The 20372-nt window shown below is 43.5% G+C and carries 19 protein-coding genes; 4 read left to right on the top strand and 15 right to left on the bottom strand.

Going from position 1 to position 20372, the window contains the following annotated elements:
* Positions 1–15: 15 nt before the first annotated feature.
* From HOP38_RS02285 to murJ, 7 genes are all read right to left on the bottom strand, one after another.
* Positions 16–861, bottom strand: coding sequence for a magnesium transporter (locus HOP38_RS02285; RefSeq protein WP_006075367.1), 846 nt, complete (start codon positions 859–861; stop codon positions 16–18).
* Positions 862–1275: 414 nt separating this feature from the next.
* Complete coding sequence (gene ispH, locus HOP38_RS02280; protein WP_198557331.1) at positions 1276–2232, bottom strand: 4-hydroxy-3-methylbut-2-enyl diphosphate reductase; 957 nt, start codon at positions 2230–2232, stop codon at positions 1276–1278.
* A 29-nt stretch (positions 2233–2261) separates the two neighbouring features.
* On the bottom strand, positions 2262–2693 hold the full coding sequence (gene fkpB, locus HOP38_RS02275) for an FKBP-type peptidyl-prolyl cis-trans isomerase (RefSeq protein WP_038225509.1): 432 nt from the start codon (positions 2691–2693) through the stop codon (positions 2262–2264).
* A gap of 129 nt (positions 2694–2822) precedes the next feature.
* Positions 2823–3326 (bottom strand): signal peptidase II, encoded by a 504-nt coding sequence (gene lspA / locus HOP38_RS02270; protein WP_031493672.1) that lies wholly within the window; start codon positions 3324–3326, stop codon positions 2823–2825.
* A gap of 115 nt (positions 3327–3441) precedes the next feature.
* Entirely contained in the window at positions 3442–6270 is a 2829-nt protein-coding gene (gene ileS / locus HOP38_RS02265; protein ID WP_006075371.1) for an isoleucine--tRNA ligase, read from the bottom strand.
* Positions 6271–6332: 62 nt separating this feature from the next.
* A complete protein-coding gene (ribF, locus tag HOP38_RS02260; protein ID WP_006075372.1) occupies positions 6333–7268 on the bottom strand; it encodes a bifunctional riboflavin kinase/FAD synthetase in 936 nt (311 codons plus the stop codon).
* Positions 7269–7337: 69 nt separating this feature from the next.
* Complete coding sequence (murJ, locus tag HOP38_RS02255) at positions 7338–8900, bottom strand: murein biosynthesis integral membrane protein MurJ (RefSeq protein ID WP_198557330.1); 1563 nt, start codon at positions 8898–8900, stop codon at positions 7338–7340.
* Positions 8901–9158: 258 nt separating this feature from the next.
* On the opposite strand from murJ, the gene rpsT reads away from it, so the two are divergent.
* Positions 9159–9419 carry a 30S ribosomal protein S20 gene (rpsT, locus tag HOP38_RS02250; protein ID WP_031493675.1) on the top strand — a complete coding sequence of 87 codons (261 nt, stop codon included), beginning with the start codon at positions 9159–9161 and terminating at the stop codon, positions 9417–9419.
* Between the two features lie 64 nt (positions 9420–9483).
* Here rpsT and HOP38_RS02245 read toward each other — a convergent pair whose 3' ends face one another.
* The gene (locus HOP38_RS02245) at positions 9484–9783 is read right to left on the bottom strand and encodes an ArsR/SmtB family transcription factor (protein WP_006075375.1); all 300 of its coding nucleotides are present in this window, start codon (positions 9781–9783) and stop codon (positions 9484–9486) included.
* A 177-nt stretch (positions 9784–9960) separates the two neighbouring features.
* Positions 9961–10854 carry a transcriptional activator NhaR gene (gene nhaR / locus HOP38_RS02240; protein ID WP_006075376.1) on the bottom strand — a complete coding sequence of 298 codons (894 nt, stop codon included), beginning with the start codon at positions 10852–10854 and terminating at the stop codon, positions 9961–9963.
* Between the two features lie 406 nt (positions 10855–11260).
* Between nhaR and HOP38_RS02235 the strand changes: the two genes are divergently transcribed.
* The gene (locus tag HOP38_RS02235; RefSeq protein WP_031493676.1) at positions 11261–12406 is read left to right on the top strand and encodes a Na/Pi symporter; all 1146 of its coding nucleotides are present in this window, start codon (positions 11261–11263) and stop codon (positions 12404–12406) included.
* 60 nt (positions 12407–12466) lie between these two features.
* Here HOP38_RS02235 and HOP38_RS02230 read toward each other — a convergent pair whose 3' ends face one another.
* On the bottom strand, positions 12467–13036 hold the full coding sequence (locus HOP38_RS02230; protein WP_006075636.1) for a Slp family lipoprotein: 570 nt from the start codon (positions 13034–13036) through the stop codon (positions 12467–12469).
* Between the two features lie 245 nt (positions 13037–13281).
* Between HOP38_RS02230 and HOP38_RS02225 the strand changes: the two genes are divergently transcribed.
* Both HOP38_RS02225 and HOP38_RS02220 read left to right on the top strand, forming a co-directional pair.
* On the top strand, positions 13282–13605 hold the full coding sequence (locus HOP38_RS02225) for a hypothetical protein (RefSeq protein WP_006075637.1): 324 nt from the start codon (positions 13282–13284) through the stop codon (positions 13603–13605).
* 114 nt (positions 13606–13719) lie between these two features.
* On the top strand, positions 13720–14460 hold the full coding sequence (locus HOP38_RS02220; protein ID WP_198557329.1) for an SDR family NAD(P)-dependent oxidoreductase: 741 nt from the start codon (positions 13720–13722) through the stop codon (positions 14458–14460).
* A 41-nt stretch (positions 14461–14501) separates the two neighbouring features.
* Here the strand turns inward: HOP38_RS02220 and HOP38_RS02215 are convergent, their stop codons facing one another.
* The 5 genes from HOP38_RS02215 to rppH are packed head-to-tail and all read right to left on the bottom strand — an operon-like array spanning position 14502 to position 19797.
* The gene (locus tag HOP38_RS02215; RefSeq protein ID WP_006075639.1) at positions 14502–15353 is read right to left on the bottom strand and encodes a thymidylate synthase; all 852 of its coding nucleotides are present in this window, start codon (positions 15351–15353) and stop codon (positions 14502–14504) included.
* A gap of 11 nt (positions 15354–15364) precedes the next feature.
* On the bottom strand, positions 15365–16180 hold the full coding sequence (gene lgt, locus HOP38_RS02210) for a prolipoprotein diacylglyceryl transferase (RefSeq protein ID WP_006075640.1): 816 nt from the start codon (positions 16178–16180) through the stop codon (positions 15365–15367).
* Between the two features lie 33 nt (positions 16181–16213).
* Entirely contained in the window at positions 16214–17005 is a 792-nt protein-coding gene (locus HOP38_RS02205) for a sulfite exporter TauE/SafE family protein (protein WP_006075641.1), read from the bottom strand.
* 21 nt (positions 17006–17026) lie between these two features.
* Complete coding sequence (gene ptsP / locus HOP38_RS02200) at positions 17027–19276, bottom strand: phosphoenolpyruvate--protein phosphotransferase (RefSeq protein ID WP_124940656.1); 2250 nt, start codon at positions 19274–19276, stop codon at positions 17027–17029.
* Positions 19277–19278: 2 nt separating this feature from the next.
* A complete protein-coding gene (gene rppH, locus HOP38_RS02195; RefSeq protein ID WP_038225527.1) occupies positions 19279–19797 on the bottom strand; it encodes an RNA pyrophosphohydrolase in 519 nt (172 codons plus the stop codon).
* Between the last annotated feature and the right edge of the window lie 575 nt (positions 19798–20372).

The following is a 20372-nucleotide window of genomic DNA, read 5'->3' as shown; positions in this document are numbered from 1 at the left end:
ACTCTTTAGGCAGATTTAAGATAAACCTAAGAAGTGATTCACAACAGTGAAGTAAATCCACATCCCTGAAATATCAACAATCGAAGCCAGTACTGGGCTCACCAGTACTGCTGGGTCTAGTTTAAAGACTCGAGCAATAATAGGCAGCACACCACCTAGGGTCGTTGATACCGTTACCTGAATAAACAACGCTACTGCAATGGCCATGGCAATTAAATGAATGTCAAAGCCACCGGCTGAGTTCACATCACCGAAGACGAGAATTCGGCCAACCATAACTAAAGCAACCGCCGCAGCAAGACAGACTGCAACTCGGCTTTCTTTCCAAAGTACCTCTAGCCACTGACGCTTTCTTAGCTCTCCTGTTGCTAGAGCGCGGATCACCAATGTCGCCGCTTGAGTACCGGTGTTACCACCAGCTGCGGCTATTACAGGCATATAGACCGCTAGCAGTACTAGCTGGCTAAGCGTATCTTCGTACTGAGCTATAATAAGACCCGAGACAATCCCTAACAGTGCCAACGTAATGATCCAACCAATGCGTTGCTTTACGTGTTCCATAACACCTGTTGTCAGATAACCACCAGTGGTCTCTGCTTCAGAGTGAATCAGTCCCAATTGGTGAGCAAAATGCCTGGCTCGTCTATCATGACCTTGTAAGTCGAGTTGTTCGATTAAATATTGCACCTGCCCTAAAGCACAGTGTTGCAACACGCCAACGGCTTCGTCTATTGGCATCACGGTCAATAGGTTCAATTGCTGTGGTGTGTCGTATTTCAAAAATGCTTGGGTTGCTGCACTGATTTCTTCTTCTGAAAACAGTGGTGCATTCTCAATATAAGTATTGTTCATTACCGTCATGGCGAATCTCCCGATTAGCGTTGGTAACGACCATCAAACGTCAAAATAATAGCCTTACACGCGAATGTGCAGACGTCTTAACGAAATAGCAGAAAGGAGAAAAAGAACGATAAGTTATTAAAAGGAAAGGAGCCCTACCTCGAAGGTAGGTACGAAGATCGCAATTACCGACGAGTTGTTACTTTTCTCCCTTGATACTAGGAGGATGGTCGGTATTGTTCATAGTTATCTCCGAAAAAACTATCGATTCGATAGCGGCGCTAGGATACCAAAATTCGTCAATGAGTAAAGGTGATTATCGTAGTTGAAACGATTTTTTACCTTTCGTAATCTTTACGCAATGCTTTATAAAGCCGCCATGGTAATGTCAATAATTAATAAAAAAAAGCCGCATTATGATGCGGCGTTTTCATATTAATCAACCTGCTTGATTTGCAGCTCTCTAGGGACTTCAAAGAACATGTTTTCTTCTCTGCCTAACACTTCTTCAACATCTTCAGCACCCAAGTCTTTAATTTTATCAATGATCTGATTCACGAGCTCTTCAGGAGCTGAAGCGCCCGCCGTTACGCCTACTAACCCCTTACTTTCAAACCAAGACGCCTCAATCAAGTCTGGAGTATCAGTGAGATAAGCCGGTGTCCCTAGTTTTTCCGCAAGTTCTTTAAGACGAGTGGAGTTCGATGAGTTTGTTGAACCAACAACAACCATCACATCCACGGCTTGTGCTAGCTCTCGGACTGCATCTTGACGGTTTTGTGTCGCGTAGCAAATATCATCTTTGCGAGGCCCTTGAATCTCAGGGAACACTTCACGCAACTTTTCAATCACATCGGCCGTTTCATCCACAGATAAGGTCGTTTGGCTTACATAATGAAGGTTGGTTGGATCGTTTACCTTAAGTGTAAGAACATCTTCTGGTCGCTCAACAAGGTACATGCCACCTGTCTCACTAGAGTATTGACCCATTGTGCCTTCCACTTCTGGATGACCAGCATGACCAATAAGAACAACTTCCATACTTTTACGACTGGCGCGTGCTACTTCCATATGAACTTTCGTTACCAGAGGACACGTCGCATCAAACACAGTGAGAGCACGTTGCTTAGCTTCTTTACGAACCGCTTGGGAGACGCCATGAGCAGAAAATATAACAATGTTATCGTCTGGCACTTCGCTGAGCTCTTCCACGAAAATCGCACCACGTTGTTTTAGACCTTCTACCACAAATCGGTTATGAACCACTTCATGACGAACATAAATTGGCGGCTGATACATTTCTAAAGCACGCTCCACAATACTGATTGCTCTGTCTACGCCGGCGCAAAAGCCTCGTGGGTTAGCTAATTTAATTTTCATTTCATTACTCATTGATCAACCGCTTCTACTTACTCTGCTTGCTATTCTACTTCGAGAATTTCCACTTCAAATGTCACGTCTTGTCCGGCCAACGGGTGATTAAAATCAACCGTTACAGAATCACCTGCAATATCGGTAATAATACCTGGAATTTCCATACCATCAGGACCAGAGAAGGCCATTATTGTACCGACTTCCACCTCAGAGTCACCCACAAACTTCGCTCTGTCCATATGATGAATATTGTCTGGATTCGGCATACCAAAAGCGTCTTCTGCTTTCAACTCGATAGCTTTGTTCTCGTTTACTGATAAACCGATCAGGCAACTTTCAAAGTTCTCACTTAAGCTTCCATCACCAATAATAAATTTAGCGGGCTTGCCCATATTATGGGTGCTATCTGCGACTGAGCCATCCTTCAATTTAATGGTAAAATGTAGAGTGACCGCACTATCTTGGGAAATTTTACTCACGTTACTGCTTCCTTTGCTCTCAAAGAGTCTTAGTATTGCTCTTTGTTATTTGTCGTTTCGTTATCGCTATTGTTATATAAAAAAGCGCCGTGCATATCAACGCACAGCGCTTAAGGTTATTGGCAATTATTACTTAGCCTCTTTGTTGCGAAAGCTATCGATGATAATCATACCGGCACCGATACAGATAGCCATATCAGCTAAATTGAAAGCTGGCCAATGGTATGTTCCCCAGTAAAAGTCTAGGTAATCAACAACAAAACCATGTACAACACGGTCAAAAACATTACCAACCGCCCCGCCAATGATCATGGCATACGCAATATTGTTCCACTTTTCTTTCGCTGGGAGCTTGCTCATCCAATAGGTTAATAGCCCCGTAACAATAAACGCAATACCAGTGAACAGCCAACGTTGCCATCCCGCTTGTTCGCTTAGAAAGCTAAACGCAGCGCCATAGTTGTGAACGTACAGTAAATTGAAAAATGGCAGGATTTCAATGCGATTTGCCCAGCCATATCCCATGTTGTCCATAACAACCAGCTTGATGCTAATGTCGGCAATAAAAATGACAATGGCTAACCAAAGCCAGCGCACACCCGATTGCTTAAAGGTAATTGTTGTTTCGCTCATTCCAATCCTTAAATTGTCATGCTTAAACAAGCATAAGAAAAGTACTAGCTAAAAATAGCCCCAGTAAAAACTGGGGCTGTCATATTAGTTAAAAGTTCCGTTGACTTACTGTCAATTAAGCAAACTTACGAACTTCACCTTCACCTGCGATGTTCGAAACACAGCGACCACAAATCTTCTCGTGACCTTCGATCGTGCCTACATCTGGAGTGTGGTGCCAACAACGGTCACATTTCTCGTTTTCCGTTGCCTTAACTTCAACAAACAGACCTTCAACTTCCGTCTCTTTCGCAGCGTCAGTTTTCTCTGATAGCGGCTTAACTGTTGCTGCTGAAGTAAGAAGCACAAAACGAAGCTCATCTTCAAGCTTGTTGATGGTTGCCGTCAGCGTATCGTCTGCATATAGAGTGACTTCTGCTTGCAGTGCACCACCGATGATCTTTTCTGCACGTGCAGATTCAAGTTGCTTGTTCACCGCGTTACGAACTGACTGGATTTCAGTCCAGAATTCGTTGCTTAGCTCTTCGCCTTCAGCAAGGCCAAATAGGCCATCGAACCACTCACCTGCAAACACAAACTTGTCACGTTGACCCGGCATTTCATTCCAGATTTCGTCTGCTGTGAACGACATGATTGGCGCCATCCAACGAACCAGTGCTTCTACGATGTAGTAAAGAGCAGTTTGACAGCTACGCTGTGCGTGACCACCAAGTTTCGCTGTATATTGACGGTCTTTGATCACGTCAAGATAGAAAGAGCCCATCTCGATAGAGCAGAACTGCATTAAACGCTGTGTTACGGCGTGCGTGTTGTACTCACCGTAAGCTTTCACAATCTCTTCTTGTGCAGCTAGCGCACGACCAACCGCCCAACGGTCAAGTGCTACCATTTCATCAGCAGGAACAAGATCCGTTTCTGGGTTGAAGCCATTTAGGTTCGCTAGGAAGAAACGGGCTGTGTTACGAATACGACGATAAGCATCAGCAGAACGCTTAAGGATTTCATCAGAAACCGCCACTTCACCAGTGTAGTCTGTTGAAGCTACCCACAGACGAAGGATATCCGCACCCAGTTTGTTGGTAACATCTTTTGGAGCTACAACGTTGCCGATAGATTTCGACATCTTACGGCCGTGACCATCAACCACAAAGCCATGAGTCAGCACTTGCTTGTATGGTGCTTCGTCTTTCATCGCAATAGACGTAATTAGCGACGATTGGAACCAACCACGGTGTTGGTCAGAACCTTCTAGATATAGGTCAGCACTATTGCCGTTATATTCTTCACGTGCATCCACAACAGAGTAGTGTGTCACACCTGAGTCGAACCATACGTCTAGTGTATCAAGCACTTTCTCGTAGTTGTCGGCTTCATCACCTAATAGTTCAGCAGGCTCAACATCCCACCAAGCTTGAATGCCTTTTTGTTCAACAAGCTGAGCTACTTTTTCGATAAGCTCTAGCGAATTCGGATGAAGCTCAGCAGTTTCTTTGTGAACAAACAAAGCAATTGGCACACCCCATGTACGCTGACGAGAGATACACCACTCAGGGCGACCTTCAATCATACCTTCGATACGGCTTTGGCCCCACTCAGGCATCCACTCAACACCTTTAATTGACTCTAGTGCTTTAGCACGAAGGCCAGCTTGGTCCATTGATACGAACCATTGTGGTGTTGCTCGGAAGATGATTGGCGTTTTATGACGCCAGCAGTGTGGGTAGCTGTGCTCGTAAGCATGATGATGCAGTAGCGCACCTTTTTCTTTAAGTACTTCTACCACAGCGTCGTTAGCTTTAAATACATGCTGACCAGCAAATAGCTCAGTGTCAGGTAGATAAACACCGTTAGAACCTACAGGGTTCGCAACTTCTAGACCATACTTTTGGCCTACTGCAAAGTCTTCTTGGCCGTGGCCAGGTGCTGTATGCACCACACCAGTACCAGAATCGGTAGTTACGTGATCACCAAGAATAGCTGGTACTGTAAAGTCATAGAATGGGTGGTTGAACTGAGATAACTCAAGATCTGCACCTTTCGCAAAACCTAGATTATGGAAGTGCTCGATACCAGCACGATCCATCACATCTTTTGCTAACTCAGACGCAACGATAATACGTTCTGGGTTGTCGCCTTCTGTTTGAATCAATACGTACTCTAAATCATCACGTAGACAGACTGCTCGGTTTGCTGGCAGAGTCCAAGGTGTTGTTGTCCAGATGATGATTGAAATATCACCTTGACCTTCATGACCTTCATTCAATGAGAATTTAGAGATAAGCGCGCTTTCATCAGCCGCTTTAAAACGTACATCAATAGAAGGAGAAACTTTATCTTTATATTCTACTTCTGCTTCTGCTAGTGCGCTGCCACAATCTGTACACCAGTGAACAGGCTTGAAGCCTTTCAATAGGTGACCTTTATCAGCAATTTTGCCAAGCGCACGAATAATGTTCGCTTCAGTATCAAAGTCCATTGTGCGATAAGGCTTATCCCACTCACCAAGAATACCTAGACGTTTGAAGCTCTCTTTTTGACCTTCAACTTGGCCTTCCGCATAAGTGCGACATTTTTCGCGGAATTCAGCAGCCGTTACCTTCTGACCTGGTTTGCCTACTTTCTTTTCTACCATTAATTCAATTGGTAGACCGTGGCAATCCCAACCAGGAATATAAGGGGCGTCAAAACCTGAAAGTGTTTTGGATTTAATAATAATGTCTTTAAGAATCTTATTTAGTGCGTGACCAATGTGAATGTCACCGTTCGCGTATGGAGGTCCATCGTGCAGCACGAAGGATTTTTTGCCTTTCTTAGCTTTACGGATCTCACCGTAAAGATCTTCTTTATACCAACGCTTAAGCATTTCTGGCTCACGATTTGCCAGATTGCCGCGCATAGGAAACCCTGTTTCAGGTAGGTTCAGGGTATCTTTATACTCACTCATCGATTCTTAATTCCGTTGTATTGGGCGAAAGTTAGACATTATGTTAGCGGTGGAATCTTCCGCTAACCCTTAAACTGACGTAGCCACACCCTTGCTACATCAGCATCCAATTCTATTTGCTGCTTAAGCAGCTCAAGTGACTCGAACTTTTTCTCATCACGAATTTTATGCAATAAAGCGACTTCAATTTGCTTGCCATAAAGGTTGCCTTCAAAGTCGAAAATATGCACTTCTAAATCTGGGGTAGTCCCTGCTACGGTTGGCTTTTTACCAACATTAGCAATGCCAGGTAACGGTTGACTATCAACCCCATACACCTGCACAGCGTATACACCACGAACAGGTGACACATAGCGTTTCAAAGAAATGTTAGCAGTTGGAAAACCAAAATCACGCGCCAATTTTTGACCGTGAGCCACTCTCCCAGACAGCGTATAATGACGCCCTAACATTTCTGCACTCTCATCAAGATGATCACTAGCTAGTGCTTGGCGAATCGCCGTACTGCTCACACGTGTGTCTTCTACACAGAAACTAGCGGTATTCACCACCTCAAAGCCGAACTCTTCACCGGCTTTTTTGAGCATATCGAAGTTGCCTTCTCGCCCTTTGCCAAAGCGAAAATCATCGCCGATAACAAGGAACTTAACACCCAATTTATTCACCAACAAGTCTTTGATAAAAGACTCCGGTGACATGCTGGCAAAGCGGCGGTTAAAGTTAACGCACAACAAACGATCCAAGTGCATTGCTTCAAGCAATTCAAACTTATCACGAAGACGAGTCAGTCTAGCCGGCGCTTTATCCTTAGCAAACAATTCCATCGGTTGCGGTTCAAAAGTCATTACTACAGCAGGCAAACCCAAAAGCAATGCTTTCTTCTTCACCTGTTCGAGTACACGTTGGTGCCCCAAATGCACACCATCGAAGTTTCCGATGGTTAACACACAGCCATGGTGCTGATTTTTTAGGTTATGTATGCCTCGAATGAGTTCCATGAAACGACTAAACCACCTGCTTAATGAAATAATACTAGTGTGAAACCGACGGATTATAACCAATCATTGTTAATCTGTCGCTGCTTTTAGATCTCGAGCACGAACACCAAGAACAAATAGGCTAACTAGATAACTCACAGCACCGATCAAAATCAATCCGATCAAGGTATACACACGCTCTGTTAAGCCCCAAGTCAACCATTGCTGCATATCTTGTAGCTGCCAACGAAGCACTAGCACCATAACAACGGCTGCCATCACTAAACGTGCCACAAAACCGATAGTCTGGCGACTAATCTGGTAAACACATTGTAGGTGTAGCCCTCGGTATAACAACGCCATATTGATAAATGCCGACAACGCGGTTGCCATCGCCAGTCCAACATAACCATAGAAGTAAGCAAAAATAGCATTGAAGACCATATTAGACACCATGGCTACAATGCCATACTTCACTGGTGTTTTGGTATCCTGACGCGAGTAGTAACCCGGAGCCAGCACCTTAATCAACATAAAGTTAAGCAGGCCAGATGCGTAAGCTAACAATGACAATGAGGCTTGATGAACGTCGTGAGGAGTAAACTCACCACGCATAAACAGGACCATCAACATCGGCTTGGCTAACACCATCAGTCCTAACATGGCTGGAAGACCTAACAGGATAACCATTCGAACTCCCCAATCCATCGTGCTAGCGAATCCTTCACTATGCGCATCTACATGTTTGCGTGACAGCGCAGGAAGAATAACCGTCGCGATAGCGATTCCAAACAAGCCCAAAGGGAACTCAAGTAGTCTATCGGAATAGTAAAGCCAACTGATCGACCCCGTGGCAAGAAAACTAGCAATAAAGGTGTCAAAAAGCAGGTTAATCTGGCTAACCGACACACCAAATAATGCTGGAATCATCAAAGTTCTGATTTTCACTACGCCAGGATCGCGCCAGCCCCACTTAGGTTTTACCAATACGCCCTCTTTTATTAAGAAAGGCAATTGAAAGGCAAACTGGACAAAACCACCTAAAAATACGCCAATGGCTAAGCCAATTTCCGGCTGGGCAAGGTTTGGAGAAATAAACCACGCACAGAGGATAATCATGACGTTTAGAAAAACAGGGGTAAAAGAAGAAACAGCAAACTTACCTAAGGTATTGAGAATAGCCCCAGATAACGCCACAAAGGTGATGAACCATAAGTAAGGAAAGGTAATCTTAAGCATCAAACTGGCAAGCTCAAACTTAGGCGCAGCAGGCCCATCATTCAGCCAATCTAAGAACCAACCAAAACCAAATAGTGCCGTGACAACACTTGACCCTATAACACCTAATAACGTCACTATTGTCACAATGACGCCTAAGGTACCTGACGCTTTCGCTATTAAATCACGAGTTTTATCTTTATCTCCTGATGCGTGATACTCCGTTAACACCGGAACAAATGCTTGGGAAAAAGCCCCCTCAGCAAACAGACGACGTAGAAAATTAGGAATCTTATTAGCAAAGAAGAAAACATCTGCGCTTGCACCTGCCCCCATAAGGTTGGCAACTACAACGTCTCGAACGAGTCCCAATACACGAGACACCAGCGTCATGGCACTAACAATCATGCCTGACTTAAGAAGGCGTTTACTCACAATAACCTCTGAATTACCTAGCCAATGCCTGCTATTTATCGGATTCAATAGCGTTTGTTATTGAAGAGAGGATTAGTATTAGCATTGGTCGAAAAATACTGTTAGAATCCCCGCCATCTTAACCGCGATAGCCCACAGATATCAAAAGTTGTTTTGTATCGTCGGGTTTTTGCACAAATCATTTGACAATTAAGCGCAAATGAGGGATATTCCTCGCCCTTAAATTGTCACCGAACTAAGTTTTTGGGAGTTAGACCCTTGGCAAACAGTAAATCTGCTAAGAAGCGCGCTATCCAAGCTGAGAAACGTCGTCAGCACAACGCTAGCCGTCGCTCTATGATGCGCACTTACATGAAGAAAACAATCGCAGCTATCGCAGCTGGCGATAAAGAAGCAGCAACTTCAGCATTTGCAGAAGTTACTCCAATCCTTGACCGCATGGCGACTAAAGGCCTTATTCATAAGAATAAAGCAGCTCGTCACAAGGCACGCTTCTCTGCTGCAATCAAAGCTCTATAATTTAGACTTTGTATTGTGTTAAAAAAACCGGCTAATGCCGGTTTTTTTGTATCTGTAAATCACACTATTCTGAGCTGCAATAAAGGCCGTGTAATAGTTCAATCAACTGACGAACTTCTTTACTACTTAATGTGTAGTAGACCGTTTGCGCTTCTTTTCTCGTCGACACTAAGCCATCTCGACGCAGCCAGGCCAAATGCTGTGACAATGCTGACTGACTGAGTTCTAATCGAGTACACAATTCCCCTACTGATAACTCTGTATTGTGGAGCATGCACAGAATTTGCAGGCGTCTCTCATTAGCCATCGCCTTAAGGAGAACTACCGCTTGTGATGCGTTTTTTTCCATCTCCTGCAAGTTCATACTTTACCTCTATATTTTATCCGTCTTTATTTACTTCTTTATCACTTAGACACTAACCATCTTTCTCGTAATAAATCCATAAATCTCATCACATTTTACATGGATAAAAATGTTGTTAGTAGCGCTTTGTTTAAAATAGTGTATTTCTCTTTACCAATTTGTTACCTAACACGAATCTTAGAACGCTAACAAATCGGTGAAATCTGCCTCACAAACACTCTTTACCGCCGGATGTTGAATCATTCGCTCAGCAAAAATAACGTAATATTCTTCTTTCAGATCTTCAATATCGCCGATCAGTTGAAGGTGGCGTTTGTCTCTCATCTCTGACATGTAAATACTTGGAGCAAGAAAAATGACATCCTCTTTATACATTGAGAAGGCTTTCATCAATGCGACATCATCAAATTCACCAAGAATATTCGGTTGAATACCCTGTTGATCAAACCACTGCAGTACTTTACGTCCCATCGAGGTACGACTACCGGGTATCAGCAAACGTCTTTGTTCAAGAATCTCAGGGAAACTCACATTATCGATATAGCCCGACGTAAAGAAACTCATGCGGCTTTCACCTAACTTCTTACTAAACAAACCAGGACTTTGACTTGAATCCACAGGACAGTCCGATAGGATCATATCCAATTTATGCTGAGCCAATTGTTCCAGCAACATTTCGTGAGTGGATTCAAAACAGCGTAGATGAATACTGTTGTCTGGCGGGATAGTGGTCATCAATATTTTACTGACCAGACGTTTAGAAAGAGCATCGGCCACACCAACATCGAACAGTACATTCGAACGCTGGCTATAGTTTACGATATCCAACATTTCATAGCTTAAACCAAACATGCGGTCAGCATACTTATATACCAACTGCCCTAACTCAGTTGGCTCAACGCTACGTCCATTTCGCTTAGTGAGCTTACCGTCCATTCTCTCTTCTAATGCTTTAATCTGCCCTGTTACTGTTTGAGGCGTTAAAAATAACGCATCGGCAGCTTTCGTAACTGAACCCTGTTTGCAGACCATCCAGAAATAATAGAGGTGATTATAGTTAAGGTGTGACATGCGATATCGCCTAAAATGAGTGTGTTTCATTTATAGCAAAATCTGCCTCAAGCGACAATATTCGATAAAACTTACGTTACAATTAAAATGCGATGATTTTTCCGAAAATTAAATTGTCACATTAGCCACCTAACTGTCATATAAGCATCATAACACTCGCTCTAAATCGAATTTATTCATTGATGACGGCAAATTAATCTCTTTTTCTCCCAAAGAAAACAGTTTTTAAAAATCAATAAGTTACACAAACAAAAAATACCAACAAATACAAAAACCAAGCAAACATCGCAGTTAATTAACACAGAAATAGAAACGTCATATTTCTGTAATATTTGAGATCTAATATCGCCTCAGATTCAACAACAGGCCAACTTACGAATTACACGGCCAAATGGAGAAAACTATGATGAACCAAGCAACAACAGCTGCGACTCCAATGTCGAATACGACGCGTTGGTTACGCTGGGCTAACTTGGCGTTCATGCTTTATTTATTGCTACTTGCTGTTTCAATGGTGGGTAGTGGCTTTAAAATGGCAACAGGTGAACATGCAAAAGTACTATTTGAATTTGCCTCACACCCTGTAGCTGGGTTAATGATTGGTCTAGTTGCTACTGCACTAATTCAGTCTTCTAGTACCGTCACTTCGATTATTGTTGGTTTGGTTGCTGGTGGTTTACCTGTAACGACAGCCATCCCTATGATCATGGGTGCAAACATTGGTACTACGGTTACCAATACACTAGTAAGTTTGGGTCACGTTCGTTGTAACACTGAGTTTAAACGTGCCTTTGCAAGTGCAACGATCCATGACTTCTTTAACCTGCTAGCCGTTGCTATCTTCCTTCCATTGGAGATGATGTTTGGCATTCTAGACAAAATCTCTAGCTGGCTTGTATCACCAATGCTAGCAACAGGTGACATGAGCATGAAAGGCCTGAACTTCATCAAGCCAATCACCAAGCCTGTAGTAAGTGCGATTCAGGAGCCATTAAGCTCATTTGGCAGCGTAACAGGTGGCGTACTACTGATTGTTCTTGGTATTGCAACTATCTTCGTGGCGATTACTGTTATGGGTAAGCTAATGAAGAGCTTGATGGTTGGCCGTGCACGTGAAATTTTGAAAAACGCTATTGGTCGTGGTCCGCTACATGGTATCGCATCAGGCTCTATCGTTACGATTCTTGTGCAATCTTCATCAACAACGACCAGCTTAATGGTGCCTCTCGTTGGCTCAGGTGCGCTGAAAGTTCGTGATGTTTACCCATTTACACTAGGTGCTAATATCGGTACGTGTATCACTGGCTTATTAGCAGCGACAGCAGTTTCTGGAGAATACGCAGTATTCGCATTGCAAATCGCGCTGGTGCACCTGGTATTTAATATCATGGCAACCGTCTTTATCTTCGGTATTCCATTCTTGAGAGAACTGCCAGTGAAAGGTGCAGACTATATCTCGGACATGGCTATCAAGAACAAAGCCGTCGTCGCTGGTTACCTCGCTTCTATCTTTGTTGTTATTCCAGGCACTATTCTAGCGCTAACAGCATAGACAGACGCTAAGCTCTACTAAAAAAAAGGCCCAGCTACATTTAGCTGGGCCTTTTACTATCTAGAAATCACCGTAGTCATAATCAAAGTCATCATAGTGCTCGATCAAATCGGCGTCATCGATATCATCCCAGTAATAATAGCTGTCGTAATAGTAGTTATAATATGGGTCACCAACATAATAAGTTTTAATGCGTTTATCTTCAGTCCAAAGATAGTAGTTTGAAGCTTTTAATACCGGAACCTTAAGCTCCTGTTGCCCAACCGTAATTGAAGTCATGCCTTCTATAACACCAACAAATGTCATTGATTTACCTTGAGTAAACACCTCAGGGTCTAAGAACCTATCGACATTGACGACAAATCGTTGACTGCCCTGTTGAGTATCATCAGGACGACCTTTTGAGTCCAATGCAAATTGACTAATTTGTAGCTCACTGGTGTTAGGGGTTAAATTGGTCAAATTTGCAATCACTCCACCCCATCTAGCTGGCTGGCCGACATACGGTGTCGCCTCTTTTACCGCTTGATTAAACTCAATCAATAACTTCTCATCAGCAACTTTGATTTCGTTGGGCGCACCGCTGCATCCTATTAATATAAGACTCAACGCCATCCCTAGTAATCGCATGTTCCGTCTCCACAGGTTCTTTTAGCTCAAGTATGAGTGACTTATTTACTATCTCGCAAGTACCTTATAACTCCTTCTCTGGATTTATTAACGATACTATCAGTGAGAAAAATCCGTTCCCTTCTGTTAATTACTCTCAACAATAAACACACTCTAAACTAACCAAGGTTTGACGAGATGTTACTTATAATAACTAATTCAATCACTTAGGCTAATAGGCAAACTCATCAATCGAGAAATAAACCATGAAACTCAAGTTCTTTGCCCTAGCTCTAATATTATCTTCACCGAGTTATGCCTATTACTGTGACCAAACCGCTGAAGGCGCTATTGATGGTGCAGTCGACGGGGCGATTACTGGCGCAGTCGTTGGCGGTATTGTAGATGGTGGTTCCGGCGCTGCTGCTGGAGCAGCTATTGGTGGCGGTGCTGGCGCAGTGGCGGGAACCATCGACGGTGCATACGATGAAGGAGCCTGTGAAGTGGCGACGGATGTCGTTGTAGAAGAAGAGATTATTGAAGAAGAAATCGTTGAAGAAGAAATTATCGAGGATGCCTATTACGACTAAGCATTACCATTGACAGCATAACGTATGGGACAGAGTAACATTCCCCTTGTTACTCCCCTTTTGATAGTCCCATCGATAGACTGGCCTAAATGTAGTCAACAAAAATGGTCAGTCATGCAGAAAATTGCCTTAGTCACCGGTGCTTATCAGGGTATCGGCTTAGCCACCTCTGAGTTATTAATGGAACAAGGCTTTCATGTCATCATGGCCGACATTCAATCCTGCTCAGCATTAGTTAATGATTTTCGCCAGAAAGGCTATACCGCCTCCCATCTTAAATTGGACCTTGCCATGTCATCGGTCTTTCCTGCGGTTGCTAATAAGATAGAAGAGCAGTTTGGTCGTCTTGATGTACTCGTTAATAATGCAGCTATCTTAGTCGATCTTGGTAGACATCCTTCTCTTATAGATGAGGATACCTACCGCCGAGTGATTGAGGTCAACCAGATTGGCCCTTTCTTACTGACTCGTGCTCTAACACCACTCCTCAAAAAGTCTCCTCAAGCCAGAATAGTCAATGTCTCCAGTCAAGCAGGTCAACTTGCTCAACTTTCTGACATGGCCTCGCCGATTAAAGACGATGTATGCGCGGCCTATCAATCCTCGAAGATTGGCGTAAATGCCAACACAGTATTGTTTGCAAAAGAGCTAGAGCCATTTGGAATTAAAGTAAATTCTTACTGTCCTGGATGGGTTGATTCAGGAATGAATTTGGATGAGCTGCCTGATTATGGTGAACATATTCGATTAAAGTCCCCTAAAGAAGGTGCAGATACAGCCATTTGGTTAGCAACGCTCGATGCCGATGGACCAACAGCGGGATTCTTTAGTGAAAGAGAGAAAATTAACTGGTAGCTCTCGTTAAAAATAAGGCCGAGCAATGCTCGGCCTTATTTTCAGACAGAAAATGGATAGCGAATAGGCTCGTGGCACTCGTAACCTTCTACTTCAAAGTCATCAAGCGTCACCCAGGTTTCTAAATCTTCAAGCGTCTTAATCTTTGGGTTGATACGGAACGTCGGAGCAGCCAGTGGTTCACGTTTTAGCTGAACATCTCGCATCAACTCCAGTTGATCTTCATAAATATGCGCATTTACGATTTTATGAAATGCTTGTCCCGGTTTTTTACCGGTAATCTGAGCCATAATCGCTAAGAACACATAGACTTGAACCATATTGAAGTTTAAACCAAGGGGTACGTCACACGAACGTTGCGTACTGTTCAAATACAGCGTATCACCTAATAGCGAAAAGTGATGACTGTACATGCATGGGCGCAAACACCCCATATGAAACTCGCCTGGGTTGTAGAAGTTTAAGATCTCACCACGATCATCGATCCCTTTGCTTAAGTCATCCACAATCTTACGAAGTTGATCTATATGCCCACCATCTGGCTTAGCCCATGCACGGCCCTGCACACCATAGACACGGCCCATATCATCTTCACCTTTACGGTAAGGATTGTTCAGCCACGCTTCATTTAAGTTCGCGTTAGCATCCCATGTTTTGGTTCCTAACTTGCGAAAGTCTTCCGCGTTATCGTAGCCACGAATATATCCCAATAGCTCAGCTACGGCTGCTTTCCAGAAGCTCTTTCTTGTAGTAACTAGAGGAAATGCGTTGTTGGCGACATCATAGGTCAGATCTGCGTTGATTACGGTTAAACAACGTTTACCCGTACGCTCATTTTCAATCCAAACGCCTTCGTCAACGATTCGCTGACATAAGTCTAAATACTGCTTCACGACAATTCCTATTACTTTGATACTTTTTGTAGTTTCGGTCCGTTGACTTTGTATGCCCATGCAATCATTAGTGCACCAAGGATAATCATTGGTGAAGACAAGATTTGGCCCATAGAAATAAAGCCACCAAACAGTCCTAATTGTGCATCCGGTTCACGTACGAACTCGACCAAGAATCTAAATGTACCATAACCCAGAAGGAATAAACCTGATACAGCCCCTTCTGGGCGAGGTTTCTTGATAAACCAATTCAAAATTAAGAACAGTACAACACCCTCTAAGGCAAATTCGTACAGTTGAGACGGGTGACGTGGAAAAGGCCCACCATTAGGGAAGATGATCGCCCATGGCACATCAGTCACTCGTCCCCAAAGCTCACTGTTCATAAAGTTACCTAGACGCCCCATACCTAGACCAAAAGGAACAAGAGGCGCAATGAAGTCTGCGACATTAAAAAACGTGCGTCCGTTCTTTCTGCCATACCAGAACATAGCGGTAATAACGCCTAACAAGCCACCATGGAACGACATACCACCGGTCCATACTTTGAACAAGTAGAGCGGGTCACGTAGCAGTTCATCAAAACCATAAAATAGGACGTATCCTATGCGGCCACCTAGCACCACCCCTAAGAAACCTGCAAACAGCAGATCTGATACTTGCTCGCGCGTCCATCCTGAGTTTGGCTTGTCGGCTCTACGATTAGCTAACCACATTGCGAATGCAAAGCCGACAAGATACATCAAGCCGTACCAACGAATAGAAATGGGACCTAATTCAACAAGAACTGGGTCGATATTAGGAAACTGGATATATCCCTGAGACATAAAACGCTCACTTATCAGGTTTGAGTATTGAGATTAAAACATCATTGAAAATGCAACGAATAATAAGAAGACTGCAAAAATCTTCTTTAGTTTCGGTGTTGGCATAGTTGTCGCCAATTTTGCACCAAATTTCGTTGTTAACATTGAGGTAGCAGCAATGGACAGTAAAGCCGGCAAGTAGACATAGCCGATACTGTATTCCGGTAGCCCTTGTACTTTAGCGCCATGCATAATAAAGCCAATCATACCTGCGATCGCGATCACGCAACCACATACTGACGAAGAGCCTACCGCTTTTCTCATCTCAACGCCATGTTTACTAAGAAAAGGAACCGACATTGATCCCCCACCAATCCCCGCTAAGCTCGATACCATACCGATCCCCGCGCCACAACATGTTGTGATAAAAGGACTAGGGAGATTACGCGTCACTTGCGATTTGATAGACAAAAACATCTGAATTGCTAGAAGCAGTACAATGACAGCAAACACCTTCGGTAGATAGTGAGAAGGAATCCACTCTGCGACATTGGAGCCCGCAAATCCGCCAATCACCACGCCGGGCATAAGCCATTTAATAACAAACAAATCAACGTTACCCAGTTTAAGATGGTTAACTGCCGAAGAGCCTGATGTAATAATGATAGAGGCTAAGGAAGTCGCCAGTGCAATATGCATAACCATATCACTCGCGATGCCAAATTTAGGTAGGATGAAAGCCAGCGCTGGGACAACAATAAGTCCCCCACCAATGCCGAGCAACCCGGACATAGTACCGACTACTGCGCCAAGACACAGTAGTAATAAGATCAGTTCGTAGTTCACATGTATTCCAAAAGGGTTGGTTTAAGACTTACCGGCACGGATGAAGCCAGCTAGTCCTTTATCCTCAAAGTAATCACGCATTTGATTATAAATGGTTTCACCATACGGTTGCATCAATGCTTTGTCAGCAAGTAATTTAAGCTCCTGCTGTGAGGTTTGTCTGAGTAAGTACTTCACTTTCGCGACGTTCGACGTGTTCATACTTAAAGTATCGTAACCAAGCCCCACCAGCAGCAATGCACCAATAGGGTCACCCGCCAGCTCACCACAAATACAAACAGGAAGATGATACGACTGACAAGTTTCAAAAATATGTTTCATTGCCGCCAATACGGAAGGATGCAGGGTTTCGTAAATATCGGCCACCTGAGCGTTGTTGCGGTCAACAGCCAATAAATATTGCGTTAAGTCGTTCGTTCCAACCGATACAAAATCCACCTTCTGTGCCATAAATGGTAAGAGATACAGCATAGAAGGTACTTCGATCATAACGCCAATTTCCGGGCGTTTTACCTTCGGATGTTCTGCGGATACTTCTTGATAAGCTTGCTCAATAAGCGCCGTCGCTCCGTCAAGTTCTTGTACCGACGACACCATAGGCAAAAGAATGCTTAAGTTATCTAATCCCTCGCTCGCACGAAGCATAGCGCGCAACTGAATCAAGAAAATATCAGGATGATCGAGAGTAAAGCGGATACCGCGCCAACCTAAGAAAGGATTGTCTTCATCAATAGGCAGATAAGGCAAAGGCTTGTCGCCTCCGATATCAAGCGTACGCATCACAACACGCTTCGTCGGATAAGCACCGAGCACCGAACGATACTGATGCACCTGTTCTTCTTCCGAAGGGAACTGCTGCTGAAGCAAGAAGGAAATTTCGGTTCGATATAACCCCACACCATCGACATTCTTATTCAAAGAAATACTAGTATCAGCGCTAAGTCCAGCATTCAGCATAATTTGGATGCGTTTACCATCATTTGTACTTGCTTCAAGATCAACGGTTTGTTCAACCATTCGAGACAACTCAGTCTCTTCTGTCACTAACTCTTGGTATTCAAGTAGTAATTCATTGCTAGGATCAGGGAAAATCTCACCGCTATACCCATCAACAATACCAACCTTGCCACTTAGGAGCTCAGGGTTAGTGTTCACTCCCATAACGGCAGGAATTCCCATCGCCCGGGATAAGATAGCCGCATGAGAGTTCGCCGCCCCCTCAAGAGACACCACAGCTAGTAGCTGTTCCTTGGGTACTGAAGCGAGAATGGACGCAGTAAGTTCACGCACAACAAGAATAACAGGCTCGTTGAATTCATGAATAGGCTGCTCAGTATTGTGCAAGAAAAACAGCAAACGTTGGCCAAGTTCTTTGACATCTTGAGCACGCTCGCGCATGTATACATCAGACATCTTGGCAAAACGGTTCGCATAACTTTCTACTACTTGGCGCAAAGCCCAGTCTGCTCGATCGCCTTTTTGTATCTGCGCTTTTAAATCATTGCGCAGCATAGGATCATTTAGTAAGTGAGTGAACAGATCAAATATTGCTAGTGCATCTTTATTTAATTCAAGATCCAACTTCTTACGCATGCGCTTAAAGTCAGCCAATGCATTTTCGATGGCGACTGATAACGTTTCGTGTTCACGCGCAATATCCAACGCGGAAGCTGGAAATACATTGCTTAAGTCAGGTTGAGTGTTGTCCCACCAGATTGGGCCAATAGCTACTCCCGATGATGCCCCAATCCCTTTAATCACCGCCGTTTTATTATCGTCAAAGAAGCCATGCCCTTGTGCAGTTGCATGTGCTATCAAAACCGCTATCTGAGCTGCGAGTGTGACTAAGAAAGACTCTTCCATCTCGCTAAACTGACGCGACGTTTTTTGCTGGATAACCAAAACGCCAAGGACCTGTTTACGATGAATAATCGGTGTACCGAGGAAAGAATGGTAGATATCTTCACCAAGTTCTGGGAAGAATTTAAATGCGGGATGTTTGGCAGCTTCTGCCAAGTTAATCGGTTCGGCAGTTCGTTTTACGAGGCCGACTAGACCTTCGTTAAAATCGATATGGATAGTGTCGCCCTTGAAGGTCAGGCCCTGTGTAGCCATTAACTCCAAACGCTGTTTATCGTTATTTGCCAAATAAATTGTGCAGCATTCAGTATGCATAGCTGCACAAGTTTGTTGAACAAGAATTTCGAGGGCGGCGTGCACATCTTCAACCTTTGAAACGTGCTCAACTATATCCCTTAGTTGCGATAGCATACTTACCCTCTTCGATGCTTTCTCTTGCCTTTAAATTTACGTTCCTTAAACGGCATTGCCAATGATGCAAACTCTTTCATCGCACGTCGATACACATCCCGTTTAAAAGAAACCACTTGCCTGACTGGATACCAATAACTTACCCAGCGCCAACCATCAAATTCAGGGGTATTACCACGCTGCATGTTGATCTTAGATTCATCACAATCTAAACGCAGTAAAAACCATTTCTGTTTTTGCCCAATACAGACTGGCTTCGAATCCCAGCGTACTAATCGCTTGGGTAACTTATATCTCAGCCAATGGCGACTAACTGCAACGATTTTGACGTCGTTCTTGGTTAATCCCACCTCTTCATAAAGTTCTCGATACATGGCTTGCTCAGGGGATTCACCATCGTCAATGCCGCCCTGAGGAAACTGCCATGAATGTTGTCCGTATCGCTTAGCCCAGAAGACCTGACCATGGTTGTTACAAATCACAATACCAACATTAAGTCGGTAACCATCGCCATCTATCACTGGCCAACCTCAATTAAATTTTCATTACCCTGATTTTTCCACATATCCCCAAGTTGAGCAAACTTAGTCGCCCGTAAATTTGAACAATTACCATTAAATACTGCCATACTGGATAAGTTTCGCGCAAAGCCTTAGTTATCAACACAACAATGAGACCCAGCCCACATTTATTCACCTTTTCTGTGAATAACCATGTGAAGAATCTATGATCTTTACGACTTTTTGGTTCTTTTTCTACCAAGCTGAATTTTTCCAAGATCGAAGTGGAAATATTAAACTTATAATTTTCATAAACTTAAAATCAAATCAATCAAGTAAAAGTCTCTAGTTTACTACAAATAAATACACACACTCAGATCGGTCAAAGATCAACCTATGGCTATTTTATCCACACTGAAACTGTCGGGTTTCAAACAAACCTCGATTTATCAAGTGTTAATCCGCGTTAAAACACTGATTATTCATACAGCACATGGCAAATTCAACTTAGAGAATAAATTTTCTGTGGATAAGTCATGAATAGATCAAATCTCAAACAGACTGATCTTTTTTTATACCGATAAATTCTTCATCGC

Source organism: Vibrio mediterranei (assembly GCF_013364395.1).
Taxonomy (GTDB): Bacteria; Pseudomonadota; Gammaproteobacteria; order Enterobacterales; family Vibrionaceae; genus Vibrio; species Vibrio mediterranei.
The sequence above is the reverse complement of the archived record's forward strand: the minus strand, read 5'-3'. Positions and strand labels throughout refer to the sequence as shown.

What these genes read in the sequence shown, in the direction of transcription:
- ribF (WP_006075372.1), bottom strand. Translation starts at nt 7,268, where the DNA reads ATGGAACTCATTCGAGGCATACATAACCTAAAAAATCAGCACCATGGC.
- lgt (WP_006075640.1), bottom strand. Translation starts at nt 16,180, where the DNA reads ATGTCTCAGGGATATATCCAGTTTCCTAATATCGACCCAGTTCTTGTT.
- ptsP (WP_124940656.1), bottom strand. Translation starts at nt 19,276, where the DNA reads ATGCTATCGCAACTAAGGGATATAGTTGAGCACGTTTCAAAGGTTGAA.
- ispH (WP_198557331.1), bottom strand. Translation starts at nt 2,232, where the DNA reads ATGAGTAATGAAATGAAAATTAAATTAGCTAACCCACGAGGCTTTTGC.
- HOP38_RS02285 (WP_006075367.1), bottom strand. Translation starts at nt 861, where the DNA reads ATGACGGTAATGAACAATACTTATATTGAGAATGCACCACTGTTTTCA.
- lspA (WP_031493672.1), bottom strand. Translation starts at nt 3,326, where the DNA reads ATGAGCGAAACAACAATTACCTTTAAGCAATCGGGTGTGCGCTGGCTT.
- ileS (WP_006075371.1), bottom strand. Translation starts at nt 6,270, where the DNA reads ATGAGTGAGTATAAAGATACCCTGAACCTACCTGAAACAGGGTTTCCT.
- HOP38_RS02220 (WP_198557329.1), top strand. Translation starts at nt 13,720, where the DNA reads ATGCAGAAAATTGCCTTAGTCACCGGTGCTTATCAGGGTATCGGCTTA.
- HOP38_RS02225 (WP_006075637.1), top strand. Translation starts at nt 13,282, where the DNA reads ATGAAACTCAAGTTCTTTGCCCTAGCTCTAATATTATCTTCACCGAGT.
- HOP38_RS02245 (WP_006075375.1), bottom strand. Translation starts at nt 9,783, where the DNA reads ATGAACTTGCAGGAGATGGAAAAAAACGCATCACAAGCGGTAGTTCTC.
- HOP38_RS02235 (WP_031493676.1), top strand. Translation starts at nt 11,261, where the DNA reads ATGAACCAAGCAACAACAGCTGCGACTCCAATGTCGAATACGACGCGT.
- HOP38_RS02230 (WP_006075636.1), bottom strand. Translation starts at nt 13,036, where the DNA reads ATGCGATTACTAGGGATGGCGTTGAGTCTTATATTAATAGGATGCAGC.
- nhaR (WP_006075376.1), bottom strand. Translation starts at nt 10,854, where the DNA reads ATGTCACACCTTAACTATAATCACCTCTATTATTTCTGGATGGTCTGC.